Origin of the sequence: Pseudomonas sp. WS 5059 (genome assembly GCF_012985525.1) — a bacterium.
Taxonomy (GTDB): Bacteria; Pseudomonadota; Gammaproteobacteria; order Pseudomonadales; family Pseudomonadaceae; genus Aquipseudomonas.
The window spans coordinates 616,351-643,264 of record NZ_JAAQWO010000003.1 but is presented as its reverse complement, the minus strand read 5'-3'; the positions used below and the strand labels follow the sequence as shown (position 1 = coordinate 643,264).

The following is a 26,914-nucleotide window of genomic DNA, read 5'->3' as shown; positions in this document are numbered from 1 at the left end:
CGCCGCGTGGGGGTCGACCATGAGGGACGATAACGACAAAAAAACTGCGGTCATGGTTATGAGTAAAGCTGATGCTTTCACCCAGGCAGGGAAAACTGCGGTGTTGCAGAACATTCACGGCACCCTGCAATTCCTGCAACGCTTCCCGCCGTTCAACCAAATGGAAAACGCCCACCTGGCGTTTCTGGTGGAACAGTGCCAATTGCGCTTCTATGGCCCCGGCGAGAGCATTCTCAAGCCCTCGGCAGGCCCCGTGGAGCACTTCTACATCGTCAAGCAAGGGCGTGTGGTGGGCGAGCGGCCGGATTCGGCGCAAACCACCTTCGAAATCACCACCGGCGAATGCTTCCCCCTGGCCGCGCTGCTGGGGGAGCGGGCGACCCGCACCGAGCACAAGGCCGCCGAAGATACCTTCTGCCTGCAATTGAACAAGCCGGCCTTTATCAAGCTGTTTGCCCTGTCCAGCCCGTTCCGTGATTTTGCCTTGCGCGGGGTCAGCAGCCTGTTGGACCAGGTCAACCAGCAGGTGCAGCAAAAGGCCGTGGAAACCCTCGGTACCCAATACTCGTTGAACACCCGCCTGGGCGAGTTGGCCATGCGCCACCCGGTGACGTGCAGCCCGCTGACGCCGCTGCGCGAGGCGGTCACGCTGATGCACGAGCAGCAGGTCGGCAGCATCGTGGTGGTCGATGAACACAAGGCGCCCCTGGGGATCTTCACCCTGCGCGACCTGCGCCAGGTGGTCGCCGATGGCACCAGCGACTTCAGCCAGGCCATCGAACAGCACATGACCCAGGCGCCGTTTTTCCTCAGCCCGGATCACAGCGCATTTGATGCCGCGATTGCCATGACCGAACGGCATATCGCCCACGTGTGCCTGGTCAAGGATCGGCGCCTGTGTGGCGTGGTGTCCGAGCGCGATCTGTTTTCCCTGCAACGGGTCGACCTGGTGCACCTGGCGCGTACCATCCGCAACGCGCCCCGGGTCGACAACCTGGTGGCGATCCGTGGCGAAATCGGCCAGTTGGTCGAACGCATGCTGGCCCATGGCGCGTCCTCGACCCAGATCACCCATATCATCACCCTGCTCAACGACCACACGGTGTGCCGGGTCATCGAGCTGAGCATCGCCGACAAGGGCGACCCCGGCGTGCCGTTCAGTTGGCTGTGTTTCGGCAGCGAAGGCCGCCGCGAGCAGACGCTGCACACCGACCAGGACAACGGCATTCTGTTCGACGCCCGTGACGCGGCCCATGCGGCCGAGATTCGCGGCCTGCTGTTGCCGCTGGCGCAGCAGATCAACCAGAGCCTGGCGCTGTGCGGCTTTACCCTGTGCAAGGGCAATATCATGGCCGGCAACCCCGAACTGTGCCTGTCCCGCGCCGAGTGGGCCCGGCGTTTTGCTGCGTTTATCCGCGAGGCGACGCCGGAGAACCTGCTCAAATCCAGCATCTACTTCGACCTGCGGGTGGTGTGGGGCGATGAACAGGGTTGCGAGCAACTGCGCCAGGGCATTCTTGACCAGGTCGCGGACAATCGCCTGTTCCAGCGGATGATGGCCGAGAACGCCTTGCGCCAGCGCCCGCCGGTGGGGCGCTTCCGTGACTTCGTGCTGACGCGCAAGGGCTCGGACAAGGCCACCCTGGACCTCAAGGTGCAGGGTTTGACGCCCTTCGTCGATGGCGCACGCCTGTTGGCCCTGGCTAACGGGATCGCAGCCAACAACACCCTGGAGCGTTTACGCCAACTGGTGGAGCACGAGGTGATCGAACGCCTGGACGGCGCGGCCTATGAAGAGGCCTACCACTTTATCCAGCAAACCCGCATGCAGCAGCACCAGTTGCAGACCCGCGAGAACCAGCCGTACTCCAACCGGGTCGACCCCGACAGCCTCAACCATCTGGACCGGCGCATCCTGCGTGAATCCCTGCGCCAGGCCCAGCGCCTGCAAAGCAGCCTGGCCCTGAGGTATCAACTGTGAGCCTGTTCAGTTGGCTGCGCCCTGCGCGGCCGGGCCTGGATGCCGCTCAACAGGCGCGCCTGCAACACCTGGCCGCCCCCAAGGCGCTCGGCGAACACAGTTTGCGCGAGCAGCGCTGGGTCGTCCTGGACCTGGAAACCAGCGGCCTGAACCTCAATCGCGACCTGGTGCTGTCGATTGGCGCGGTGGTCATTGAAGACGGTGCCATCGACTTTTCCCAGCAGTTCGAACGCACCCTGCTGCGGGCTCAAACCAAACTCAGCCCCAGCGTACTGATCCACGGCCTCGGCCCCAGTGCGATCGCCGCCGGTTGCGATCCGGCCGAGGCGTTGCTGGACTTCATGGATTTTGTCGGCGACAGCCCGCTGCTGGCGTTCCATGCACCGTTCGACCAACACATGCTTGGGCGCGCGCTCAAGGACAGCCTGGGTTATCGCCTGGCTCATCCATTCCTCGACGTGGCGGACCTGGCGCCGCTGCTGTGCCCGCAGGCGCATATTCGCGAAGCGGGCCTGGATGACTGGGTCGGCCACTTCAACCTGCAAGTCGGCGAACGCCATCACGCCAGCGCCGACGCCCTGGCCACCGCTGAATTGATGTTGATTCTGTTCAGCCGCGCCCGCCAGCAAGGGCTGGACAGCCCGGCGGCACTGCAACAGCGCCTGAGCCAATGGAAACGCCGCAAGCAGGCCCCCTCCCTATAGGAAGCATCACCCGACCAACGCCAATTGCACCCATCCGCTGCCTCTGCCACAATCGCGAATAATTCTCGTTAGTTTAAACATCTCGATTGGTGATGCCTTGTCGTCAGCCCAAAGTCCCCACAGTGAGCTTGTTGGCACGTTGTACCGTGACCATCGCGGCTGGCTGCTGGCATGGCTGCGGCGCAACGTGGCCTGCCCCAGTCGGGCCGAAGACCTCAGCCAGGACACCTTCATGCGCCTGCTGGGCCGTGAAGAACTGCGCGAACCCCGCGAGCCCCGGGCGTTCCTGGTGGCCATCGCCAAGGGCCTGTTGTTCGACTATTTCCGCCGCGCCGCGCTGGAACAGGCCTACCTCAGCGAACTGATGCTGCTTCCGGAAAGCGAACACCCGTCCCCAGAAGAACAGCACCTGATCCTCGAAGACCTCAAGGCCATCGACCGCCTGCTCGGCAAACTCTCCAGCAAGGCCCGCGCCGCCTTCCTCTATAACCGTCTCGATGGCCTGGGCCACGCCGAAATCGCCCAGCGCCTGGGGGTTTCCGTGCCGCGGGTGCGCCAGTACCTGGCCCAGGGTATTCGCCAGTGCTACATCGCGCTGTATGGCGAGCCGCTGTGACTCAGATCAGTTCCAAACCGGTTTCGGCACGAGTGCTGGATGCTGCGATAGCCTGGCAACTGTCCCTGGATTGCGGGGATCGCAGCGCCGTAGAGCAGGAAGAATTCAATAAGTGGCTGGCCAGCAGCGACGAACATGCCCGCGCCTGGCGCCAACTGGGCATGCTCGACCAGCGCTTCAGTGTGGCCAGCGGCCCGGCGCGGGCGGCGTTGCTGCAATCGCGCGAAAGTATCCGCCGCCGGGTGCGCAAGCTCGGCAGTGGCCTGGCCAGTGTGGTGCTGGTCTGCGGCCTGGCGCTGTTCGCCGGCCAGCGCTACGCGCCCCTCGACTATTGGCTGGCCGACCAACGCACCGCCACCGGCGAACAACGCACCCTGAAACTGGCCGATGGCACGCTGATCAACCTCAATACCCACAGCGCCATTGATGTGCGCTTTGACGAAAAACGCCGGGTGATTGTGTTGCAGGACGGCGAGATTCTCGTAGAGACCGGCCATAACGACGCGCGCCCCTTTTTCGTCCAGACCCGCGACGGCAGCCTGCGCGCCCTGGGTACGCGGTTTATCGTCGAGCGCGAGGACGACGGAACGCGGCTCAGCGTGTTGCAGTCGGCCGTCGCGGCGCAGCCCGAGGCGGTGCAGCAGGAGCAGGTGTTCAAGGAAGGCCAGCAGGTGCTGATGCGCCATGACGGCCTTGGCCCGTTGCTCGCCGTCAGCCCCGGCACCGACGCCTGGACCCGCGGCATGCTGGTGGTCGACAACGCGCGGCTGGCGGATGTGGTCGAGGAACTGTCGCGCTACCGCACCGGCTACCTGGGCGTGGACAAAAACGTCGCCGACCTGCGCATCACTGGCAGCTTCCCGCTGCACGACACCGACCTGGCCTTGAATGCCCTGCTGCCGACTTTGCCGGTGCAGATCCAGCAGCGTACGCCATGGTGGGTAAACGTGGCCGCCGGGCCCGCGCCAGGCAGCGCTGCTAGTAACAACTGAATAAAGACAATTTCGAAAAAGTCCAAAAAACTGTCATTTTTCACAGGTTATGAACACTACCTTTTGCCATCCAATAAGCCTTCGCTTTGCCGGCAACCCGCTGGCTAAAGCGTTTCTGTTAGGCCAACGAGGATGGACCCATGTCAACCCAACTCAATGTTTACCGTCAGAACTATGTCTTTAGCTTTCCTGGCCAAGGCAGCGACCCCTGTGGCGCTTTGGCAGAGTTGTATCAGTGCGTTCCCCAAGCGCGGGAGCAAATTGACGCGACCCTGACGATCATCGAACACCAGGCGGCCCAATACGAGCCAGATCCGCACCCTGGATTAGTGACCCAGGTTCTGCTGACCCATGATCACGCACTCCCCCTGCCTTCCGGCGTTGCCCAGTTGGCGCTATATGGCGCAGCGGTGGTACTCAATCAATTGCTCCAGGCGGCAGGTGTGGTCCCTGCCCTGATCGTAGCGCAAAGTTTCGGCGAAATTGCGGCCAGGGTCTGTGGCGGCGTGCTCGACATTGCGCAGGGGGCACGCGCGGTGTGCGCTCTCAATGCCGCCTACCGCGACGAGGAGGGCCGAGGCAGCATGCTGCTGATCAACCTTTCGGCGCCGGCCACCCAAGCACTGCTGGACCGCTTCCCCGAGCGCAACCTGGTACTGGGCTCGGTCAACGCACCGGCGCAATGCATCATCAGCGGCGAGACGGCAGACCTTGAGCACCTGCGTGCCCACCATGACGGCAACGCGCCGCCCTTGCGCCCGATCCCCATCGCGTACGCTTCCCACTACCCCCCTCACCTGGAAGTTGCCCGCAAGCTCTACGAAAACCTGCAGCCCCTGATACCCCAGCCGTTCCATACACCGATCTACTCCACCGTACTGGGGCGCCGCTACGAACCCGAGGATGACCTGCACCACATGTTTACCCGGGGTGTCACGCAGCCGACCAACCTGCCCCACACCTTGGCGCAGCTGCCGACGGACGAACACACCGTGTTTATCGACCTCGGGGTGAACAACGGCCTGTCCACGTGCATACACAAGAGCTTGCCCGATGCACAGGTCTACGCGCCGCTGGCACAACCCATCGAAATCCTGCGCCTGTTGCTGACCAAGACACCCCTCGAACACGAAGCGATCATGGCCCTGCGCGGCCTGGCCAATGGCCCGGTCGATGCCCAGGTTCACGCACACATGGCGAAAATTTTCCGCGACCCTGAACTGCGCCCCCGCGCCAACCAGAGCTTTCACGACGGCCACCGCCATACCTACCAGCGCTTGCAGCACCTGATGCGGCAACTGCCCGAAGGCATTCACGGGTTTGCACAACCGCAGTTACTGATGGCCGTGGCCTCTCACGCGGCGATCAACGACCCCTCGCTTTTTATGGGCTGCGTGATTCAGCAAGGGCTGTGCATCGGCACACTCCTGGCGTTCGAACAGGATCACCCGCACGCTGCGCAGTGGCGACATCAACTGGAAACGGGCGCGAGACTTGGGGTGTACGCACTGACTGAGATAGGTCGCAGCAACTCCCATATGGGGGCCTGTGTCGAAGCAGTATTCGACCCCAAAACCCGCACGTTTGTGCTGAACACGCCAAACAAAGCGGCGCTGAAATTCGCCAACGTCGGCATCAATAACCTGGACAAGATGGGCGTGGTGTTTGCCCAGGTAACCGTGCAGGGCCAGGCCTGTGGCGTGTTCGCGTTTGTACTGCCACTGAGTGACGCCAAGGGCCCGCGCCCAGGGGTTTGCATGTCGTCACCGGCGGAGATTCGCGCAGTGCCGCTCGATTATGGCCTGGCAAGCTTTGACCGGGTGCGTCTACCGTTCGACGCGTGGCTGTGCGATGGCGCTTCGATCGACGCGGCCAATCACTTCCACGACCCATTGGGCAGCACCGACCGCCGCCTGATTCGCTCACTGTTTGCGCCCAAAAATGTCTGGGCCATGGTCGGTATCGGCTTGAGTTCGGTGATGCTGGCCTGTGCAACCCTGGCCCTGACCCATGCCAACCGGCGCACCACCCAGGCGCGGATCGGCAACGGCACCGGCTTGCTGGCTTTTCGTACCCAACGCCGTGCGCTGTTCGGCTGCCTGGCCACGGCCTACGTCATGAAGTGCTTTGCCAATGACTCCGCGCGCCTGTGGATCGAAGGCACGGCCAGCCAGGCATCGCTGCAGACCACCGGCAGCGGCGACGCGACGTGGACCCCATGGGCCGCCATCAGCCAGACCCTGGCCCTGACCAAGGCCCTCTGCGCCCCCGCCGCCGAGGCGCTGGCCACCGAATGCCGATTGCGCTGCGGAGTGGCCGGCGCGCTCAACCTCAATCGCTTCGCCGACTACGAAGGCATGGCCAAGATCTACCAGGATGCCGGGGGCAATAACCGCATGATCCTGTTGGACGCAGCCAAGGTCCTGATCGGTCAGCCCTTGGACGAACCCACCCGGCCAGACCCGCAAGGTGCACTGGATGATGCCGCGTACTGGCAGGCCATGGCGCACACCCTGGAGTATCGCTTGCTCAAGCAAGTGGCCGAGCATGTCGCCCAGCATAGCGGCGAGGGTGAGGACGACATGCAGGTATGGAACTCGCAATTGATGATCGTTGCCCGCGCGGGTGAGGCCTACGCCCAGCGCCTGGCCATCCAGAGCGCGGTGCAAGCGAGCCACTCGCTGCCCCAGGGCCTGGCCAGGGAACTGGGTAGCGCGTTGTGCGGGATGTATGTGCTGGAATACCTGAATAAACACGCCGCCTGGTTTATCAGCGAAGGCCTTATGGACATTGCGCGCTACCGCGCCCTTGAGGAGCGCCTTGATGCGTTGAGCGATTTCCTCACCGCGCACGTTGAGCTATTGATTGAGGCGTTCGGCCATGGCGAGGCCACCCGCGCGGCAATCGCCGATACAGCGCCATACCCCGATGCACTGGCCAACAAACTGCAGTGGGCCGTCGGCTGAAAAACACCGCTATCCTGAGCCTTGAGGGCCATGCATTACGAAGAGTTGTGAGCATTCACAGATTTATTTTCACTTGGCCCTATCACTTTTTGATTCTCATCCGGCACCTAGGCAATTGAGAAATATTTCCATTCCGGAGCCGCCCTATGTCCCGCACACTAGACACCTTGTTGCGCCCCAGCCTGCTAGCCGTGGCGATCGCCCTCAGCGCCCCGCTGGCCAGCACTGCGCTGATCGCTGCCGAACAGGCATCCAGCGTGCGTGCCTACAACCTGCCGGCCGCACCGTTGGCCAGCACCCTGAACCAGATCGCCAGCCAGGCCGGCCTCGCACTGACCCTCAGCCCGGCACTGGCCGCCGGCAAGACCTCGGCCCCGGTCAAGGGCCAGTTCGATGCCCCGGGCGCACTGCGCGAGGCCTTGCGTGGCACTGGGTTGCAGCTGGAGCAAAGCAGCGCGGGCACCTACAGCCTGGTGGCGATTCCAGAGGGTGTGGTGTCGTTGCCGCAGACCAATATCACCGGGCAGGGGAATTACGAGAGCGCGTGGGGGCCGGTGGAGGGTTATGTGGCTACGCGTACGGCGGCTGGGACCAAGACCGATACGCCAATTGCCGAATTGCCGCGCTCCGTGACAGTAATCACCCGTAAACAAATGGAAGACCGCTCAGTTCTGAACCTCAACGACGCGCTGCGCTACACCGCAGGGGTGCAGAGCAGCGGCTATGGTTCTGACTCGCGCAGCGATTGGTTACTGGTACGCGGTTTTGTACCGACCCAATTCCTCGACGGCCTGCCTTTGCCAAAGGGCAACTACGCTACGCCAAAAGTTGACACTTGGAGCCTGGAGCGTATCGCTGTACTGCGCGGTCCGGCTTCCTCCGTCTACGGTCAGACGCCTCCCGGTGGCTTGCTGGATATGGTCAGCCGTCGCCCACAAGCTGAAAGCAGTCACGAGGTCGAGGTACAAACCGGTACCAATAACCACAAGCAGATCAACTTCGATAGCACCGGAAAAATCGATGACGAAGGACAATTCCTCTACCGTATCGGTGGCGTGGTGCGTGACAGCGATACAGCGGTCGATCATATCCCTGACAAACGCTACAACGTCGCGCCCAGCCTGACGTGGAACATCAACGACGACACCAAGCTGACCCTGCTCTCGCAGTTCACCCGCGACGACACCGGGATCACGGGTCAATTCCTGCCGCTACAGGGCACCAAATTGTCATCGCCTGCCGGCAAAATTTCCCACCACAAGAACCTCGGTGATCCGGACTGGGAATTCTACGACCGCACTTACTATGCGCTCGGCTATGCCTTTGAAACTCGCTTGAACGATACCTGGCAGTTCCGGCAAAACCTGCGCTATACCAAAAACGACCTGTCGTTCCAGGGCATCACGGCAGGGGGTAGTTTTTGGCCAAACGGGCCGGAGTTGGCCGTAGACGCCGATGGCAACGTGAGCCGCTCAGCCGGCAAGGTCGATGAAAACATCGGGCAGTTTGCCGTCGACAACAACTTCCAGGCCGACTTCCAGACCGGCGCTGTAAGCCACACCTTGCTGCTGGGTCTGGACCACCAGCGCTCCGATGCCGATGCGCGCTGGCTATGGGGTTCCGCCGGTGTTCCGACCATCAACTTCAATCGACCGGTGTATGGGCAGGACTTCTCCAAAGTCCAATACTTCACCATGTATGACTACACCCAAAAGACCCAGCAGACCGGCCTGTACGTACAGGATCAAATGGCTCTCGACAATTGGCGCCTGACTCTTGGTGGACGTGAAGACTGGGTGCACACCGGCACCACGTTCCACAACCAGAACGACGCCACCAACACCCAGCGTGACAAAAACTTCAGCGGTAATGCGGCACTAAGCTATGTGTTCGACAACGGCGTCACTCCATACCTCTCCTACGCCGAATCGTTCCAAGCGGGCTCAGGGACACAAGTACTCAGTACTGGTGCATTCAAACCCACAGAAGGCAAACAGTACGAAGCAGGGATCAAATATCAGCCGCCTGGCACCAAGGCGTTGCTGACCGCTGCCGTGTTCGATCTAACACAGACAAATACGTCGGTTACCGAGGGCGGCATTACCCGTCAAGTAGGCGAGGTGCGTGTGCGCGGCCTGGAACTGGAAGCCAGCGCCGACGTCACCGAAAGCCTCAAGCTCGTAGGCTCGTACACCTATAACGACAGCGAAATCACCAAGGGCGCTGCCGCAGAAAAAGGCAACCGCATGAATCAGGTACCTCGTAACCAAGCCACCGCCTGGGCCGACTACACCTGGCACAGCGGTCCGCTCGACGGCTTTGGCGTGGGTGCAGGCGTGCGTTATGTCGGCGATACCTACGGCAACGCTGCCAATACCGACTGGGGCCATGTTGGCTCCTACACGGTGTACGACGCCTCGGCCCATTACGATCTTGGCCGCGTAAGCAGCGCTCTGAAAGGTGTCACCGTGGCGGTCGATGCCAAGAACATCTTCAACAAGGACTACCTCGCCACCTGCGATGGTTTCTACTGCTACTACGGCGACCAACGTAACGTCGTCGCCAGCGTGAACTACAAATTCTAAGACGGTTAAAAACCGCAGATGAAGGGCCGCCCCAATTGCGGCCCTTCTGCCTTTTGGAGCCGTGATGAAAAGCACAACCATCCGCCGCTGGTCCTTCATCCACACCTGGACCAGCCTGATCTGCACCGTGTTCCTGCTGATGCTGGCGCTGACCGGGCTGCCGCTGATCTTTCACCACGAGATCGATCACCTGCTGGGCAATGAACCCGAGCTCAAGCAGATGCCGGCCGATACCCCGCAGCTCAATCTCGAGCAACTGGTGGCCAAGGCCCAGGCCCATCGCCCTGGCGAAGTCATGCAGTACCTGGCCTGGGACGAAGACGACAAGAACGGTGTGATTGCGATCATGGCGGCCACCGCCGGGACCGAGCCCAATTCGTCCCACACCTTTATGCTCGACGCGCGCACCGGCGAAAGTGTGGAGATGCCGTCGGCCAATGGCGGCTTGACGATGTTCCTGCTGCGCCTGCATGTGGATATGTTCGCCGGGCTGCCGGGCAAATTGCTACTGGCGTTCATGGGGGTGCTGTTTGTGCTGGCGATTGTTTCCGGCACGGTGTTGTACCTGCCGTTCATGCGGCGCTTGAAGTTCGCCACGGTGCGCCAGGACAAGTCCACGCGCCTGCGTTGGCTGGACCTGCATAACCTGATCGGTGTCGTCACCCTGACCTGGGCGCTGGTGGTGGGCGTCACCGGGGTGATCAGCGCCTGCGCCGACCTGATCATCGCCGCGTGGCGCAACGACAGCCTCACCGCGATGATCGAACCCTACAAGAACGCGCCGCCGCTGACCTTGCGTGCGCCGGCCACCAACCTGCTGAACATCGCCGAACAAGTCGCACCGGGCATGACCCCAGACTTTATTGCGTTCCCCGGCACGCGGTTTTCCAGCGAGCATCACTACGCGGTATTCATGAAAGGCAGCACGCACCTGACCTCGCACCTGCTGACCCCGGTGCTGATCGACGCCAGCGACCTGAGCGTCACCGCCGTGGCCGAGCGGCCGTGGTACATGGACGCCATGGGCATGTCCCAGCCCCTGCACTTTGGCGACTATGGCGGCATGCCGATGAAAATCCTCTGGGCGGTGCTGGATGTGCTGACCATCATCGTGTTGGGCAGCGGTGTGTACCTGTGGTGGGTGCGGCGCAAGGCGGCCAAGCCATGAGGCCCCGGCAGTCGAATTTCTGGAAGGTGTTCGGGGTGCCCTTGGTGATCGGGCTGCTCAGTGCTGCCGGGTTGTTTGCGGCGTTGCTGGGGGATGGGGGTTGGGATTCCCTCAGCTGGCTTGGGCTGGGGATCCCGGCGGCAATCGGTGTCTGGGGGTTGCTGCGGCGGCCGTGAGGACGCCATCGCAGGCAAGCCAGCTCCCCCACTTTGATGTGCGAATACCGTCCAATGTGGGAGCTGGCTTGCCTGCGATGAGGCCCGCAAAAACAACCGAGATCCCCCTCGCCAGTCACCTCGCAACTGTCTAGTCTATGGCCGACCCTTTCCGAGGATTGCCCATGTTCGCGCCCAGCATGACCTTGTTCCACAACCCCGCTTCGCCGTTTGTCCGCAAAGTTTTGGTGCTGCTCCACGAAACCGGCCAGCAAGAGCGGGTTGCCCTGGAGACCGTGCTGGTCACGCCGGTCAACCCGATCACCGCGTTGAACGAGGGCAACCCCCTGGGCAAGATCCCGGCCCTGCGCCTGGCCGATGGCAATGTGTTGCACGACAGCCGGGTGATCCTCGACTACTTCGACCACCAGCACGTCGGCAACCCGCTGATCCCCCGCGACGGCTCGGCCCGCTGGCGCCGCCTGACCCTGGCCTCGACGGCCGATGGGATCATGGACGCGGCGGTGTTGGTACGCTATGAAACCGCCCTGCGCCCGGCCGACAAACACTGGGACAGCTGGCTGCAGGAGCAGCGCAACAAAATCCGCCGCGCCCTGGCCGAGTTGGAACAGGACGCCATCGCTGAGCTGGCCAGCCATTTCGACATCGCCGCCATCAGCGTTGCCTGCGCCCTGGCGTACCTGGACTTTCGCCACCCGGACCTGCGCTGGCGTTCAAGCAATCCCAAACTGGCTACCTGGTACGCCGAGGTCAGTCAGCGGCCTTCGATGTTGGCGACCCAGCCGCCGGCCTGAGTGGTGCCTCCCTTGTAGGAGCGAGCTGGCTCGCGAAGGTATTCCAGGCGCATTGTCGAGGGGGAGGCACGCCCGCTCCAAGGGTCGGGCAGCAATGCCCTGATCATCGCCACCAGCTCTCCCCTCTCCCGCTGATCCTCACGTAAGCCGATCATTGCACCGCCTCCAGGTCAAACGCCAACGGCTCGGCCACCTTGCGTTTGCCCACGCCATACCAGTCCAGTTTGCGCGTCAGGACCATCACCGTGCCCAGCAGCCCGAACAGCAACAACGAGCCCATCAGCAGCGCGTAGTCCTCGGCGCTCAACAACCCGTACAGCAAGCCATACAGCGCCGCCAACCCCGCCGAGAACCCCAGGCCGTGGGCCACGCTGCGCAGCACATGGCACACATAAAAACCGATCAACAACACACAGGCACTGGCCGAAATCAGGTACGCCAGGGCAAAGCCGATATGCTCGGACAGCGACAACAGCAGCAGGTAGAAAAACGCCAGGGCCACCCCCACCAACGCGTACTGGATCGGGTGTACCGCCAGGCTCTTGAGCACTTCGAACAGGAAGAAGCCGGCGAATGTCAGGGCGATAAACAGCAGCGCATATTTGATCGCGCGATCGCTCTTGAGGTACTGGTCCACCGGGTCGATAAAGTTCACGCCGAAGCTGCGCTGGTTGAAGTCCTCGCAGCGACTGCCGACCACACAGCCTCCCAGTGATTCTTCAAGGTTGGTGGAGAAAAACGAGGTCTGCCAGCTGGCGCTAAAACCTTGGTCGTTGATCTCGCGCTGCACCGGTAGGAAGTTGCCGACGAAGCTTGGATGGGGCCAGTTGGAGGCCAGCTTGACCTTACTGGTCTTGCCCACCGGCAGCACCAGCAGTTGTTCGGTACCTTGCAGCCGCAGGTCGAACGCGAAGTCCAGCGGCGCGGGGTTCTTGCTGTCCTGGGCGGGCAACGGTACATGCACGCCAGCGCCAAGGAAGCTCACCTGGGTGCCCGGGGCAAACTCCAGGCGCTGGCTGCCCAGCTCCAGTTTCAGGGCGTTTTCAATGCCGCGGATATCGCTGATACCGACCGCCAAAAATGCCTGGCCAAACGTGTAATCGGCAAAGTCCTCCTTGATGCCCATCTGCGCCGGCAGCACAAAGCGGCCGCTGATGCGGTTGTCGGCATGGAACAGCCGCGCCTGGTAGATCCCCCGGGCGCGCAGTTCGGTTTGTACCTTGCCGTCGAGTTCGAACTGCTCCGGCAGGAAGTACAGGCGGCCATCTTCTTCGCTGAGCACTTCATAGCGTTTGTTGAGTTTTTCGTTGAGCTTCCACTCACGCACGGTCTTGCGATACGGCACCACCATCAACGGCCCGCTGACCTGCTGGCTGTAGCTGGAGCTGCGGGCAATGTCCATCAAGACGCCGTCGCGCAGTTCCTGGCGGTCGTTGATGATGCCGTTGATCATCAGCAACGGAATCAGCAATAGCAGGATCAGCAGCGCGATGGCGCCCAGTTTGAATAGCAGGCTGCGGTTCATGGGTCTCTCCCTGTTTTGATGGGGAGAGTCTGGCGGCGGCCTGTGGGGGATTTATGAGGGCAATGTGGAGACTGTGTGGAGATGCAGCACCACTTGCACGCCACCCGGGACGTTGCCGATCTGCAATGAGCCGCCGTGCAGCTTCACTACTTCTTCGACAAAATTCAGGCCCAGGCCGGTGCTTTTGCGCCCGCTGGCCGGGCGCGGCAGGGAGTAGAAGCGCTCGCTCAGGCGTGGCAGCGCGTATTCGGGGATCGGTGCGGCCTGGTTGAACAGGCACACATCCACATCGTGATGCCGCTCCTGGGCACTAAAGCGCAGAGTGCCGCCGGGCGGGGTAAAGTCCAGGGCGTTTTCCAGCAGGTTGCCCAAGGCCTGGCGCAGTAAAAACGGCTCGCCATACAGCTTCACATCCGCTTCGATCAGGCGCTCGACCTGCAACCCGGCCTGTTCGATCCGCGCGCATTGCGCCTTGAGGACTTCATCGACCAAGGCGGCCAACGGTACCGGGACTTGCTGCTCCAGCCCCTGGCGTTGCTCGACCTGGGCCAGGTTCAGCAGGCGCTCGATCAACTGCTGCAAGCGCGCGCTTTCGCTGGCGATATTGCCGACAAACCGCTGTTGCTGGGCGACAGTCATTTCCCCCTGCAACAACTCCGCCGCGCCGCGAATCGCCGCCAACGGGCTTTTCAGTTCGTGGGTCAGGGTGTGCACGTAACGCTCGACGTAGGCCTTGCCCTCCAGTTGCGTGCGCATGTGCTCCACAGCGGTGGACAACTGCGCCAGTTCACCGCCGCGATAATGCGGCAACTCGGCGCGCCGCCCCTCGCTGACCGCCTGGGCATAGGTGGTCAGGCGGCGTAGCGCAGCACTCAACCACCATGACAGCAACGCCCCCAGCAACAAGCCCAGCGCCACCAGGCCGGCGCCGTACCACAGCAGGCGGCGCTCGGTGCGGTCGACATAGGGCTGTAGCGAACTGTTGGGCTTGGCCACGGTAACGGCGCCGATGATCTGCCCGTTATCGCGGATCGGCGCGCCGACATGCATCACCGACGACGCCGGGTCATCGGCATCGCTGCGGGTCGAGCGGGCGCCGTACTCACCGCGCAGGGTCAGGTACACGTCGTTCCATTTCGAGTAGTCCTGGCCCACGGCTGTTCCTGCCGAGTCCAGCAGCACAACGCCCCGGGCGTCGGTCACATAGATGCGGTGGTTGACCTGATTCTTCGCCAGCCCCCAGATCGTCGCGCCCGGCTGGCGCTCGCCGTACGCCTTGAGCACGGTAGGCCAGTGGCTTTGGCCAAGGGTGCCGTTTTTCACATCGTCACGCAGGATTTCCGCCAGCAGGTTGGCGGTATCTACCAGGGTTTCCTCGGTGGACTGACGCACGCCGGGGCGGATTTCCTTCATCACCGTGTTGAGCACAAAGTAGCCGGTGAGGCCGATAAACAGCGCATACACCAGGAAAATCCGCAGCCCCATGCGCATCAGGCGTGGCTCGGGCTGTAGCTGTAGCCCAGGCCCCGATGGGTCTGGATCGGCTCGGCCTCGGCGGCCACGCCACGCAACTTGCTGCGCAGGCTTTTGATATGGCTGTCGATATTGCGCTCGTAGCCGGCATCGGCGGCCACGCCGACGGCATCCAGCAGTTGCTCGCGGCTGAATACCCGCCCGGGCTGTTCCAGCAGGCAGTTGAGCAGGCGAAACTCATGCCGGGTCAGGCCCAGCAACTGGCCGCGATAGAGGATTTGCACCCGCTCGTGGTCCACCTGGAACGGCCCGCCGCTGGCCGGCGCTGGCACCGGTGCCACGCGCTTTAAGATCGCCTTGACCCGCGCCGCCACTTCCCGCGGGCTGAAGGGCTTGACCACATAATCATCCGCGCCGATTTCCAGGCCCACCACACGGTCGATTTCACCGTCGCGGGCACTGAGGAACATCACCGGTACTTCGCTGAAGCGGCGCAGTTGCTTGCAGGTTTCAAAACCGCTGATGTCCGGCAGGCCGATGTCGAGGATCAGCAGGTCGGCCGGGGTTTGGCGTTGATGCTCCAGCGCCGCCTGGCCGAGGGTCAGCCAGGTGGTGGTAAAGCCTTCGCCTTGCAGGGCAAAAATCAGCGTATCGGCTATGGCCGCTTCGTCTTCGACAATCAGGATATGAGGCATGGCGTCCGAGCACTGGGAGCTAAAGGTGAACGGTGCCCCATGCCTTATGCGGCGTCAATCAGCAGTCGGGCTTGTCCGCGGTATAGCGACGAGCCGGGTTCACGGCGGCGCCGAACTCACGCAGGGCCTTGGCCCCGATCAGCAGCGGGTAGTTGAAGCTGCTGCGGTCGGTAAGGTTGACCTCCACCGTGCGCTTGACGTTGCCCAGGCACATTTCCAGGTCCACCACCGGGCGCTTGGCCACGCTGGTTTCTTCGCCGTCTTCATCTTCGTCGGCGCGGTTCTTGATCTTGCTGATGCGCGCCACTTTGTGTTCGTAGACCTTGTTGCTCACGTCCTTGCCGCTGAGACGGAACCGCACCCAGTCCTCGCCATCGCGGGTGAAGGTCTCGATGTCGCGGGCCGACAGCGAGGCGGTCAACGCGCCGGTGTCCATCTTGGCCTTGAAGGTCTCGCCGATTTCCGGCAACTGGATATATTCGTAGCGCCCGTACAGGGTCGGCTCGGCGGCCATCACGGGCAGGGCAACCACGGCTAATAGGGCAAGGAGGGATTTCACGTAGGAGGATTCCTTGAAGTAAGTAGACGAATACTAGACTGCAAACGCTGCCTAAAGTTGGATCGTTGCCCAGCATACGCAACACAAAGTGAAACATTCGTCAGGCCATTTGCGATTTGGCCTCTAGACTCAAGCTGCTTATCATGGCCCGTCCAATCGCTTGCAAGAGTTGCTTATGCGCCGCCTGCTCACCGGCTGTTTCGTCACACTGCTGCTGTTACTCAACACACTGATCCTGATCGGCCCGCTGCTGGTATTCGCCCTGCTCAAGCTGGTGGCGCCCGGGCGGTCACGCGATTACGCCTCCTGGGCCGTGATGTGGATCGCCGAGACCTGGGCCGAGATCGACAAGCTGATCTTTGCCCTGTGCATCCCCACCCAATGGGATATTCGCGGCGACACTGGGCTGAGGGTCGACACCTCATACCTGGTGATCAGCAACCATCAGTCCTGGGTGGATATCCCGGCGCTGATCCAGACCCTCAACCGGCGCACGCCGTTCTTCAAGTTCTTCCTGAAAAAGGAGCTGATCTGGGTGCCGTTCCTGGGCCTGGCCTGGTGGGCCCTGGATTACCCGTTCATGAAGCGCTACAGCAAGGCGTTCCTGGCCAAGCACCCGGAACTGGCGGGCCAGGACCTGAAGATCACCAAACAGGCCTGCGAGCTGTTCAAGCGCCAGCCGGTGACGGTGGTCAACTACCTGGAAGGCACGCGTTTTACCGAGGCCAAGCGTGCCCAGCAGGGCTCACCTTTCACTCACCTGCTCAAGCCCAAGGCCGGTGGCGTGGCGTTTGTGCTGGCCGCGATGGGCGAACAGCTGGATGCGATCCTCGACGTGACCGTGGTGTATCCACAGCAGAAGATTCCAGGGTTCTGGGACTTGATCAGCGGCGCGGTGCCGCGCGTCATTGTTGATATCCGCACCCGCGAGCTGGATCCGGCGTTGTGGCAGGGGGATTACGAGAATGATCCGGCGTTTCGCCAGACCGTCCAGAACTGGGTCAACCAGCTCTGGATGGAGAAGGATGCGCGCATTGCCCAACTGCGCGCCGAGCGACCTTAGCTACCGGTACCCCAGGCCTGGGCCAGTTTGCCAAGCAGTGAGCTGTCGGCACCCTGGCCGCCCAGGTATTGCAGGATCACCGGGGCAAACTGGCCGATCATGCCGCTGTCCATGCCCAAGGCGCTGAACGCGGTGTTCAGGTCGTTGGTGTTCTTCACGTTACCCAGCACGCCGTCCAGGCCGCTGGTCTTGCTGCCACCGTTCTGGCCAAGCATGCCGCTCAAGGCGCCAAGGCTGCCCAATGCGTTGTTGCCCGACAGCTTGTCCAGGCCCGGTACGCTTTTGCCCAACTGCGAATAATCGGTGCTGCTCAGTTGGTTCTTGGCCAGGCCCAGCATCGCACCGGTACCGCCGACGGCCTGCTCCGGGGTGACATTCAGTTGCTGGGTCAGTGCGCCCAGCAAGCCAGCGGTCTGTGAGGTCGGCGCAGCGGCGGCGGCCTTGTTGGTGCCCTGGGCGCCAGAAACGGCGTTGGCCACATCGCCCAGGCTGAAACCTGCTGCAAATACCGGGCTGGCCGCCACGGTCAGGAGGCAGGACAGGGCAAAACCGCGTGAAATCTTCATCGAGACAACCTCGTAAATGTAGGAGCTAAAGCAGCCGTTTGACTCAGCATCCAACAGGTTGTTCCACGTCACAGATTTGTTCAGAAAAGCACCAAAGCCCGGCACCATCAAACTGCCACTAGGAACCCATCGCCTGCCACAGGGTCAATCAACACACTACAAAACTTGTCAGGAAGAGCCTTATGACTGCGTCCCAACCCCCAGTGATCGAGCACAAGCCCTCATTCTGGACCCGCCCGCGCCTGTTCATCGGCGTCTGCGTGGTGGTGGTTGCCGGTATCGGCGGCGCGCTCTACACCCAGGACAGCGTCAAGTCCGCCGCGACCCTGGTCAGCAGTACCCAACAACCGGCGGCGCAAATTGTGGCGCACAAGGATTACCTGGAAGTCCAGCCCATCGCCGCCACCGCGCCTGAGCCGGACCGCAGCCTCGAACTGTGGGCCCTGCCGGCCGGCGGCACGCCTGTGTCTTTGGGCCTGTTGCCTGAAGATGGCAAAGGCATCATCGGCCTCAACCCACGCCAGCAGGAAACCATCAGCCAGCCGGTGGAGTTAATGGTCAGTTCGGAAACCAAAGGTGGCTCGGTGAGCAAGCAGCCTACCGGCCCGACGGTGTACCAGGGCGCGCTGGCAATTCGCTAACCGCCCTGCCTCCCCTCAAAAACGGGCTTGCCCGTGATAGCGCACGCGCCGTGAAGTTCGCAAAAAAAACCTGCTCCTTTGCAGGTTTTTTTGCGCCTGCGCATTTGCTCGGTCGCAGTCGCGGCGTTTGAAATAAGACACGTACTTTTAATTGCATTTAATTTTATCTAACTGTCATTTCCCACAGTAGGCACCCTCCAACTCCCGTTGCAACATGAAGCCTCCCACAACAAAGGAACGTTGATCATGCACAGCAAAATTTCAATCGGAGCACTCGTCTTCATGGCCCTGACCGGTCAGACCCTGGCGGCAGACATTAGTAGTTGTCCCGACGTAAGCGCGATCAAATCGTCACCCTACAGCGACCCCACGCTTGGAACGTTTGCTGATGGTTTCAAATACGAAGCCAGCAGCAACGGCAAGAAGTGGGAGGGCGTAACGGCCGGCACCGACGATGACTACCTTGATCCCAAATACAAACTCAAAGCTGAAGGCTTCAACCAGGCAAATGGCAAGCTGACATGTATTTATGGTGGCGAGGCGGTGAAGGCGGGCGAACCTGGCAAAGAAGTCTATTCCAACCCCTTCCTGAAATTGCATGCCCCCGAGTAGTCCGCCCCGGTATCAAAACGCAAAAACGATGACCGTTGGATCGAATGCCGATCAGTCAAGAGAAGGCGCAGACAGGCCGCTGTTCGCTCTTGGTTGGTCGGCATTAACCTCGGGTCACCGTTTTGTATTACGAGTGCCTACGCCGCGCTGAACAGCTTGTGCGGATCAATCACAAACTTCTTCGGCACCCCGGCATCGAACTCGCCGTACCCACGCGGCGCGTCATCAAGGCTGATCACCTGCACGCCGACGATCTCGGCGATGTTGATGCGGTCCCACATGATTGCCTGCATCAACTGGCGGTTGTACTTCATCACCGGGGTCTGGCCGGTGTGGAAGCTATGGGACTTGGCCCAGCCCAGGCCAAAACGAATGCTCAGGCTGCCCATTTTCGCGGCGGCATCCACCGCCCCTGGATCTTCGGTGACGTACAGGCCGGGGATGCCGATCTTGCCTGCGACGCGCACCACCCCCATCAGTGAGTTGAGCACCGTGGCCGGCGCCTCGTGCTTGACGCCATCATGCCCGTGGCCGCGCGCCTCAAAGCCCACGCAGTCCACCGCACAGTCCACTTCCGGCTCGCCCAGCAACGCGGCGATCTGCTCGTGCAGCGGCGTGTCCTTGGACAAATCGGCGATTTCAAAACCCTGGGCCTTGGCGTGGGCCAGGCGGATCGGGTTGACGTCACCGATGATCACCACCGCCGCGCCCAGCAAACGCGCCGAAGCGGCGGCCGCCAGGCCTACAGGACCGGCGCCGGCGATGTACACGGTACTGCCAGGGCCAACGCCAGCAGTGACGGCGCCGTGATAGCCGGTGGGCAGGATGTCGGAGAGGCACGTCAGGTCACGGATTTTCTCCATGGCCTTGTCGCGATCCGGCAGTTTCAGCAGGTTGAAGTCGGCGTACGGCACCAGTACGTATTCGGCCTGGCCGCCGGTCCAGTCGCCCATGTCGACGTAGCCGTAGGCACCACCGGCACGGGCCGGGTTGACGGTCAGGCAGACGCCGGTGTGTTGTTCCTTGCAGGAGCGGCAGCGGCCGCAAGCAACGTTGAAGGGCACAGACACCAGGTCGCCGAGCTTCAGGTTCTCGACGTCGCTGCCCTTCTCGATCACCTCGCCGGTGATTTCGTGACCGAGCACCAGGCCGGTCTGGGCGGTGGTACGGCCGCGCACCATGTGCTGGTCGGAGCCGCAGATGTTAGTGGAGACCACGCGCAGGATGACGCCGTGCTCGATCTTCCTGCCACGGGGGTCCTGCATTTTGGGATAGTCGATTTTCTGTACTTCGACCTGACCGTTGCCGAGATACACGACACCACGATTACCAGACATGCTTTCACCTCGCTGTTGTTTTTATGGAACTGCGGTGCCCGTTCGAGTGGGCAGCGCGTTTAAGTGCTCGGGTTACAGATGCTGTTTTTGCGTTGTTTGTAAGGGCCTCATCGCGGGCAAGCCCGCTCCCACATTTGATCGGGTTCACACATCACCCTGTAGGAGCTGGCTTGCCTGCGATGGCGTCAGTCAGAGCACCACCGTTCTATTGGCATTCAAGAACACCCGCCGCTCAATGTGGTACCCCACCGCCCGCGCCAATGTCAGCCCTTCGATATCCCGCCCCTTGGCAATCAGGTCCTCGGGATAGTGGCTGTGATCCACCACCTCCACGCCCTGGGCGATGATCGGGCCTTCGTCCAGGTCGTTGTTGATGTAGTGCGCAGTGGCGCCGACCAACTTCACGCCCTTGTTGTACGCCTGGTGGTAAGGCTTGGCGCCCTTGAACCCCGGCAGCAATGAGTGATGGATATTGATCGCCTTGCCATCGAGCTTGCGGCACAGCTCCGGCGACAGCACTTGCATGTAGCGCGCAAGGATCACCAGTTCGGCACCCGCGTCTTCAATCACTTGCCACACCTGACGCTCCTGGGACGGCTTGTCGTTGGGGTCGAGGGGGAAATGGTAGTAGGGAATCTGGTGCCAGTCGGCCAACGGCTTGAGATCGGGGTGGTTGGACACCACCGCGACCACATCCATCGACAGTTGGCCGATACGCTGGCGGTACAGCAGGTCGTTAAGGCAGTGATCGGCCTTGGACACCATGATCACTACTTTTGGCCGGTAGTTCGGTGCCGTCAGCTCGAAGATCATCCCAAAGGCTTCGCCTCGCGTGGCCAGGCCATCGCGAAAACCTTGCTCGTCGAAGCCATCGGGCTGACGGAACTCCACGCGGATAAAAAAGCGCCCCGAGAGGCGGTCATCGAACGAATGGTGCTCGGTGACGTAGCAGCCCTGCTCGAACAGATAGCGGGTGACCGCGTCCACCGTGCCGAGCACGCTGGGGCAGTCGGCGGTCAAAATCCATGTATCGGGTGCGCGGCTCATTACAGTTGACTCCTCAGGGATGCGTTCCCACGCAGCGCATGGGAACGATCATCAGGCTTGGACATTCAGGCCGAATTCGGCCGAGGCATCCTGCAACCACAACCACCAATAGTCCGAGAAGCTGCGACGAATCAGCAGTTCCCAGGTGTCTTCGGCGGTATGGCGGATCACCAGCTGCGACTTGGCGAACACCGTGCCCACTGCCTTGCCCACCGGGAAGTTGTCGGGGTGCACGTCGTAGCTGGTGGACTTCATCAGCACATCGCGCACGTTCGGGCCGCTGAGTTCGAGGATCTGCTGGCCGCCGCTGACGTTGACGACCTGGATGTGCAGATCGCCCAGGGCGGCCCGCAGGTTTTGCTCGGCGGCAAATTCTTCACCGCCTGGCACGATCAGCAACCACTCATCCGGGCCGAGCCATTGCAGGCTGGTTTCGCCCTTGACGATGACCTGCAGGGCGCCGGGCAGTTCGATGCCCAGGGCCTTGTGCACGCCGGCGGCGAAGGCCGCATCGTGGCCATCGCCGCGCAGGGTCAAGTGGCCGAGGAGTTTCTTTTCGCGCACGGTCACGCCGGCGTTCTTGCGGCCCTTGCCCACCTGGCTGGCGAGGTCGGCATGGTGCAGCGACGACTCGGCCTTGGCGCCGGAGGTGGGGCGTTGTTGGTACACATTGGCTGCTGTCATAAAGCACCTATCTGAATTCCAATGAACACCACAACCCCTGTAGGAGCCGGCTTGCCGGCGATGAGGCCCTCAAGCCTGGCGGCGATTTCCGAAACGCCATCGCCGGCAAGCCGGCTCCTACAGGGAGTGGTGTCAGATGTTTTGGCGATCGCCTTTCGGGTCGAAGAACACCGAAGACACAATCTCCGCCTCGATCACGCTGCCATCGGCCTGGGGCGAGAACACCCGCTCGCCCAATCGCTTCAAGCCGCCCTTGACCACCGCCATCGCAAACGAATAGCCGAGGGAGTTGTGCGCATAGCTGGAGGTGACGTGGCCGACCATCTTCATCGGGATGCTCTGCTTCGGATCAAACACCAGTTGCGCGCCTTCCGGCAGCCACACCTTCGGATCGATCGGCTTCAAGCCCACCAGTTGCTTGCGCTCTTCACGCACGCAATCCTCACGGTTCATCCCACGCCAGCCGATCCACGAGAACGGTTTGGTACGGCCCACGCACCAGCCCATGTTCAGGTCGTCCGGGGTCATCGAGCCGTCGGTGTCCTGGCCGACGATGATGAAGCCCTTCTCGGCCCGCAGCACGTGCATGGTCTCGGTGCCATATGGGGTCAGGTTGTACTGTTTGCCGGCCTCGACGATCTGTTCGAGCACGCCCATGGCGTAGTCGGCCTGCACGTTGACTTCGTACGACAGCTCACCGGTAAACGAGATCCGGAACACCCGCGCCGGCACACCGCCCACCAGGCCTTCTTTCCAGGTCATGAACGGGAAGCCGTCCTTGTCCAGGTCGATATCGGTGACCTCGCTCAACAGCTTGCGGCTGTTGGGCCCGGACAGGGTCATGGTCGCCCAGTGATCGGTGACCGAGGTGAAGTACACCTTGAGGTCCGGCCATTCGGTCTGCTGGTAGATTTCCAGCCACTGCAGCACGCGGGCGGCGCCGCCGGTGGTGGTGGTCATCAGGAAGTGGTTGTCGGCAAGGCAGGCGGTGACGCCGTCGTCGAAGACCATGCCGTCTTCCTTGCACATCAGGCCGTAGCGCGCCTTGCCCACGTCGAGCTTGGTCCAGGCGTTGCTGTAGATGCGGTTGAGAAACTCCCGGGCATCCGGGCCCTGGATGTCGATCTTGCCCAGGGTCGAGGCGTCCAGCAGGCCGACGCTGTCGCGCACGGCCAGGCATTCGCGCTTGACTGCCGCATGCAGGTCTTCACCGTTGCGCGGGAAGTACCATGGGCGTTTCCACTGGCCGACATCTTCGAACTCGGCGCCGTTTTTTACGTGCCAGGCTTGCAGCGCGGTGTAGCGCACCGGCTCGAAGATATGCCCGCAGTGCCGGCCCGCCACGGCGCCGAAGGTTACCGGCGTGTAGTTGGGGCGGAACATGGTGGTGCCCATCTGCGGGATGGTCACGTTCAGCGAGCGCGCGGCAATCGCCAGGCCGTTGACGTTACCCAGCTTGCCCTGGTCGGTGCCAAAGCCCAGCGCGGTGTAGCGCTTGACGTGTTCCACCGACTCGAAGCCTTCGCGGGTCGCCAGTTCGATGGCGGCGGCGGTGACGTCGTTCTGCAGGTCGACAAATTGCTTGGGCGCCCGTGCAGTGGCTTTTTCGTGAGGCACCTGGAACAAGGCCAGGGTCGGCTCTTCCAGGCGCGTCAGGGCCTTGGGCAGCGTACCTTCCACCGGGGCAAACCCGGCCTCGCTGGCCGCGCGCACGCCGCCTTCAAAGCCATCGGCCAGGGAATCACCCAGGCCGTAGACACCGTTGATACCGCCCACGCACACGCGTTTTTGCGGTGCTTCACCCGGTACAAAACCAAGGATATCTTCACGCCAGGTTGGCTTGCCGCCCAGGTGCGAGGCCAAGTGCACCACCGGGCTGTAGCCGCCGGAGCTGGCCACCAGGTCGCAGTCCAGCCACTCGCCGGGGCTGGTGACCTTATGTGCTTTGACGTCGATGGCCGCCACACGGGCGCCAGTGACGTGCTTGCTGCCACGGGCTTCGATCACGGCGCTGCCGGTAAGGATGCGAATGCCTTTGGCGCGCGCTTCTTCCACCAGCGCGCCGCGTGGGTTGTGGCGTGCATCGGCCACTGCGACCACGCTGAGGCCAGCGTCGAACCAATCCAGCGCCACACGGTAGGCGTGATCATTGTTGGTCGACAGCAGCAGCTTTTTACCCGGCGCCACGCCATAACGGCGCACGTAGGTCGAAACCGCACCCGCCAGCATATTGCCCGGCACATCGTTATTGCCGTACACCAGCGGACGCTCGCAGGCGCCGGTCGCCAGCACCACACGCTTGGCACGCACACGGTGGATACGCTGGCGTACCACGCCAATCGGCGCACGGTCGCCGAGGTGATCGGTGAGGCGCTCGTGGATGGTCAGGAAGTTATGGTCGTGATAGCCATTGACGGTAGCGCGAGGCAGCAGCACCACATCCGGCAGGGCCTTGAGCTCGGCGATCACGCTGGCGACCCACTCGGCCGCCGGCTTGCCGTCGAGGCTTTCGCGCGAGTCGAGCAGCGACCCACCGAATTCTTCCTGCTCATCGGCGATGATCACCCGCGCCCCACTGCGCGCAGCAGCCAGGGCCGCTGCCAGGCCCGCTGGGCCTGCGCCGACGATCAGCACGTCGCAATGGCGGTTCATATAGTCGTAGGTGTCCGGATCGTTCTCGGTCGGCGAGCGGCCAAGCCCGGCGGCCTTGCGGATGTACTTCTCGTAGGTCATCCAGAACGATTGCGGGTACATGAAGGTTTTGTAGTAGAAACCCGGCGGCATCAGCTTGCCGCCGACCTTGCCGAGGATGCCCATCATGTCGTTGTTCACGCTCGGCCAGCCGTTGGTGCTGGTGGCCACCAGGCCCTGGTACAACGCCTGTTGCGTGGCGCGCACGTTGGGGATCTGCGTGGCTTCGGTGGCACCGATCTGCAGCACCGCGTTCGGTTCTTCGGCGCCGGCAGCAAAGATGCCGCGCGGGCGCGAGTACTTGAAGCTGCGGCCGATGATATCCACGCCGTTGGCCAGCAGGGCGGCGGCCAGGGTGTCGCCTTCAAAACCTTTGTAGCTCTGGCCGTTGAAGGTAAACGTCAGGACTTTATTGCGGTCGATGCGGCCACCGTTGGACAGGCGATTGATCTGGCTCATACCTTCTCTCCAGAAGCCTTGGCGGTGAATTGCGGCTGGGTGCCAATCTTGTAGGTTTCAAGAATTTCGTAGGTCAGGGTGTCGCGGGTGGCGTTGAAATACTGGCGGCAACCGGCGGCATGGATCCACAGCTCGTGGTGCAGGCCGCGCGGGTTATCGCGAAAGAACATGTAGTCACCCCACTCTTGATCGGTGCAGGCATTCGGGTCCAGCGGGCGCGGGATGTGCGCTTGGCCGGAGGCGTGGAATTCCTCTTCGGAGCGCAGTTCGCCACAGTGAGGACAGAAGATATGCAACATAGGGAATTTCTCCTGTTAGTGGGCGACGGCCGCAGCGCCGTGTTCGTCGATCAGCGCACCGTTGTGGAAACGGTCGATGGAGAAAGGTGCCGCCAGCGGGTGCATCTCACCCTTGGCCAGGCTCGCGGCAAATACGTTGCCTGAGCCGGGGGTGGCCTTGAAGCCACCGGTGCCCCAGCCGCAGTTGAAGAACATGTTCGGCACCGGGGTCTTGGAGATGATCGGGCACGCGTCCGGCGTGGTGTCGACGATGCCGCCCCACTGGCGGTTCATGCGCACCCGCGAGAGCACCGGGAACATCTCGACGATGGCCTGGATGGTGTGTTCGATCACCGGGTACGAGCCGCGCTGGCCGTAGCCGTTGTAGCCGTCGATACCGGCGCCGATCACCAGGTCGCCCTTGTCGGACTGGCTGATGTAGCCGTGCACGGCGTTGGACATGATCACGCTGTCGATAATCGGCTTGATCGGCTCCGACACCAGCGCTTGCAGCGGGTGGGATTCGATCGGCAGGCGGAACCCGGCCAGCGAAGCCATGTGCCCGGAGTTACCTGCGGTGACCACCCCAACGCGCTTGGCGCCGATAAAGCCCTTGTTGGTCTCCACGCCGATGCACACGCCGTTTTCCTTACGAAAGCCGATCACCTCGGTCTGCTGGATCAGGTCCACGCCCAAGGCATCGGCAGCACGGGCAAAGCCCCAGGCCACGGCATCGTGACGGGCCACGCCGCCGCGCCGCTGCACGGTGGCGCCGAGGACCGGGTAGCGGGTGTTTTTCGAGCAGTCGAGGTATGGGATCTCGTCCGCGACCTGCTTGGCATTGAGCAGCTCGCCATCCACGCCGTTGAGGCGGTTGGCACTCACGCGGCGCTCGGAATCGCGAATGTCCTGCAGGGTGTGGCACAGGTTGTAGACACCACGCTGGGAGAACATCACGTTGTAGTTCAGGTCCTGGGACAGACCTTCCCAGAGCTTCATCGCGTGCTCATACAGGTGCGCCGACTCATCCCACAGGTAGTTGGAACGCACGATGGTGGTGTTGCGCGCGGTGTTGCCGCCGCCCAGCCAGCCTTTCTCGACCACCGCCACGTTGGTGATGCCGTGCTCCTTGGCCAAGTAGTAAGCAGTCGCCAGGCCATGCCCGCCGCCGCCGACGATGACCACGTCGTAGACCTTTTTCGGGGTCGGCGTGCGCCACATCTTCTGCCAGTTTTCGTGGTGGCTGAGGGAGTGTTTGAAGAGGCCGAAGCCCGAGTAGCGTTGCATAGGCATTACTCCAAA

Annotated in this window: 23 protein-coding genes; 12 read left to right on the top strand and 11 right to left on the bottom strand. The window is 62.3% G+C overall.

What is annotated here, in order from left to right; genetic code table 11:
• Positions 1 to 58: 58 nt before the first annotated feature.
• The 9 genes from HBO12_RS11870 to HBO12_RS11830 all read left to right on the top strand — a co-directional run bounded on the left by HBO12_RS11870 (position 59) and on the right by HBO12_RS11830 (position 11,982).
• Positions 59 to 1,981 carry a putative nucleotidyltransferase substrate binding domain-containing protein gene (locus tag HBO12_RS11870; protein WP_169953746.1) on the top strand — a complete coding sequence of 641 codons (1,923 nt, stop codon included), beginning with the start codon at positions 59 to 61 and terminating at the stop codon, positions 1,979 to 1,981.
• A complete protein-coding gene (locus tag HBO12_RS11865) occupies positions 1,978 to 2,685 on the top strand; it encodes an exonuclease domain-containing protein (protein WP_169953744.1) in 708 nt (235 codons plus the stop codon). Before HBO12_RS11870 ends, HBO12_RS11865 begins: the two co-directional genes overlap by 4 nt.
• Positions 2,686 to 2,782: 97 nt before the next feature.
• Positions 2,783 to 3,301, top strand: a complete 519-nt coding sequence (locus HBO12_RS11860) for an RNA polymerase sigma factor (RefSeq protein ID WP_169953742.1) — start codon at positions 2,783 to 2,785, stop codon at positions 3,299 to 3,301.
• On the top strand, positions 3,298 to 4,293 hold the full coding sequence (locus HBO12_RS11855) for a FecR domain-containing protein (protein WP_170042204.1): 996 nt from the start codon (positions 3,298 to 3,300) through the stop codon (positions 4,291 to 4,293). The genes HBO12_RS11860 and HBO12_RS11855 overlap by 4 nt, the downstream gene beginning before the upstream one ends.
• Positions 4,294 to 4,433: 140 nt before the next feature.
• Positions 4,434 to 7,259 (top strand): acyltransferase domain-containing protein, encoded by a 2,826-nt coding sequence (locus HBO12_RS11850; protein ID WP_170042203.1) that lies wholly within the window; start codon positions 4,434 to 4,436, stop codon positions 7,257 to 7,259.
• Between the two features lie 146 nt (positions 7,260 to 7,405).
• Positions 7,406 to 9,844, top strand: a complete 2,439-nt coding sequence (locus tag HBO12_RS11845) for a TonB-dependent siderophore receptor (protein ID WP_170042202.1) — start codon at positions 7,406 to 7,408, stop codon at positions 9,842 to 9,844.
• 64 nt (positions 9,845 to 9,908) lie between these two features.
• On the top strand, positions 9,909 to 11,012 hold the full coding sequence (locus tag HBO12_RS11840; protein ID WP_170042201.1) for a PepSY-associated TM helix domain-containing protein: 1,104 nt from the start codon (positions 9,909 to 9,911) through the stop codon (positions 11,010 to 11,012).
• Positions 11,009 to 11,188 (top strand): hypothetical protein, encoded by a 180-nt coding sequence (locus HBO12_RS11835; RefSeq protein ID WP_169953736.1) that lies wholly within the window; start codon positions 11,009 to 11,011, stop codon positions 11,186 to 11,188. The genes HBO12_RS11840 and HBO12_RS11835 overlap by 4 nt, the downstream gene beginning before the upstream one ends.
• A gap of 164 nt (positions 11,189 to 11,352) precedes the next feature.
• Positions 11,353 to 11,982 (top strand): glutathione S-transferase family protein, encoded by a 630-nt coding sequence (locus HBO12_RS11830; protein ID WP_170042200.1) that lies wholly within the window; start codon positions 11,353 to 11,355, stop codon positions 11,980 to 11,982.
• 151 nt (positions 11,983 to 12,133) lie between these two features.
• Here the strand turns inward: HBO12_RS11830 and creD are convergent, their stop codons facing one another.
• Genes creD through rloA2 form a run of 4 tightly spaced genes read right to left on the bottom strand, consistent with a single transcriptional unit; the run spans position 12,134 to position 16,234 of the window.
• Positions 12,134 to 13,507 (bottom strand): cell envelope integrity protein CreD, encoded by a 1,374-nt coding sequence (gene creD / locus HBO12_RS11825; RefSeq protein WP_169953733.1) that lies wholly within the window; start codon positions 13,505 to 13,507, stop codon positions 12,134 to 12,136.
• 51 nt (positions 13,508 to 13,558) lie between these two features.
• Positions 13,559 to 14,998, bottom strand: coding sequence for a two-component system sensor histidine kinase CreC (gene creC / locus HBO12_RS11820; protein WP_169953731.1), 1,440 nt, complete (start codon positions 14,996 to 14,998; stop codon positions 13,559 to 13,561).
• Positions 14,998 to 15,675, bottom strand: coding sequence for a two-component system response regulator CreB (gene creB / locus HBO12_RS11815; RefSeq protein WP_170042199.1), 678 nt, complete (start codon positions 15,673 to 15,675; stop codon positions 14,998 to 15,000). Before creB ends, creC begins: the two co-directional genes overlap by 1 nt.
• 58 nt (positions 15,676 to 15,733) lie before the next feature.
• A complete protein-coding gene (gene rloA2 / locus HBO12_RS11810; protein ID WP_029296952.1) occupies positions 15,734 to 16,234 on the bottom strand; it encodes a retropepsin-like aspartic peptidase RloA2 in 501 nt (166 codons plus the stop codon).
• A gap of 175 nt (positions 16,235 to 16,409) precedes the next feature.
• Between rloA2 and HBO12_RS11805 the strand changes: the two genes are divergently transcribed.
• Positions 16,410 to 17,297 carry an acyltransferase gene (locus tag HBO12_RS11805; RefSeq protein WP_169953727.1) on the top strand — a complete coding sequence of 296 codons (888 nt, stop codon included), beginning with the start codon at positions 16,410 to 16,412 and terminating at the stop codon, positions 17,295 to 17,297.
• Here HBO12_RS11805 and HBO12_RS11800 read toward each other — a convergent pair.
• Positions 17,294 to 17,863, bottom strand: coding sequence for a DUF2780 domain-containing protein (locus tag HBO12_RS11800; protein WP_170042198.1), 570 nt, complete (start codon positions 17,861 to 17,863; stop codon positions 17,294 to 17,296). The genes HBO12_RS11805 and HBO12_RS11800 overlap by 4 nt on opposite strands.
• A gap of 182 nt (positions 17,864 to 18,045) precedes the next feature.
• On the opposite strand from HBO12_RS11800, the gene HBO12_RS11795 reads away from it, so the two are divergent.
• Both HBO12_RS11795 and HBO12_RS11790 read left to right on the top strand, forming a co-directional pair.
• Complete coding sequence (locus HBO12_RS11795) at positions 18,046 to 18,504, top strand: anti-sigma factor domain-containing protein (RefSeq protein WP_169953723.1); 459 nt, start codon at positions 18,046 to 18,048, stop codon at positions 18,502 to 18,504.
• A 246-nt stretch (positions 18,505 to 18,750) separates the two neighbouring features.
• Complete coding sequence (locus tag HBO12_RS11790; RefSeq protein ID WP_178123723.1) at positions 18,751 to 19,116, top strand: hypothetical protein; 366 nt, start codon at positions 18,751 to 18,753, stop codon at positions 19,114 to 19,116.
• A 137-nt stretch (positions 19,117 to 19,253) separates the two neighbouring features.
• On the opposite strand, the gene fdhA is transcribed toward HBO12_RS11790, so the two are convergent.
• The 6 genes from fdhA to HBO12_RS11760 form a co-directional block, all read right to left on the bottom strand.
• Complete coding sequence (gene fdhA / locus HBO12_RS11785; protein ID WP_038443950.1) at positions 19,254 to 20,453, bottom strand: formaldehyde dehydrogenase, glutathione-independent; 1,200 nt, start codon at positions 20,451 to 20,453, stop codon at positions 19,254 to 19,256.
• Positions 20,454 to 20,642: 189 nt separating this feature from the next.
• Positions 20,643 to 21,500 carry a formyltetrahydrofolate deformylase gene (gene purU, locus HBO12_RS11780; RefSeq protein WP_169953721.1) on the bottom strand — a complete coding sequence of 286 codons (858 nt, stop codon included), beginning with the start codon at positions 21,498 to 21,500 and terminating at the stop codon, positions 20,643 to 20,645.
• Positions 21,501 to 21,551: 51 nt separating this feature from the next.
• Positions 21,552 to 22,184, bottom strand: a complete 633-nt coding sequence (locus tag HBO12_RS11775) for a sarcosine oxidase subunit gamma (protein ID WP_169953719.1) — start codon at positions 22,182 to 22,184, stop codon at positions 21,552 to 21,554.
• Positions 22,185 to 22,316: 132 nt separating this feature from the next.
• Positions 22,317 to 25,334 carry a sarcosine oxidase subunit alpha gene (locus HBO12_RS11770; RefSeq protein WP_170042197.1) on the bottom strand — a complete coding sequence of 1,006 codons (3,018 nt, stop codon included), beginning with the start codon at positions 25,332 to 25,334 and terminating at the stop codon, positions 22,317 to 22,319.
• Positions 25,331 to 25,633, bottom strand: coding sequence for a sarcosine oxidase subunit delta (locus HBO12_RS11765; RefSeq protein WP_169953715.1), 303 nt, complete (start codon positions 25,631 to 25,633; stop codon positions 25,331 to 25,333). Before HBO12_RS11765 ends, HBO12_RS11770 begins: the two co-directional genes overlap by 4 nt.
• 15 nt (positions 25,634 to 25,648) lie before the next feature.
• Positions 25,649 to 26,899, bottom strand: a complete 1,251-nt coding sequence (locus HBO12_RS11760; protein WP_010207084.1) for a sarcosine oxidase subunit beta — start codon at positions 26,897 to 26,899, stop codon at positions 25,649 to 25,651.
• Positions 26,900 to 26,914 lie beyond the last annotated feature (15 nt).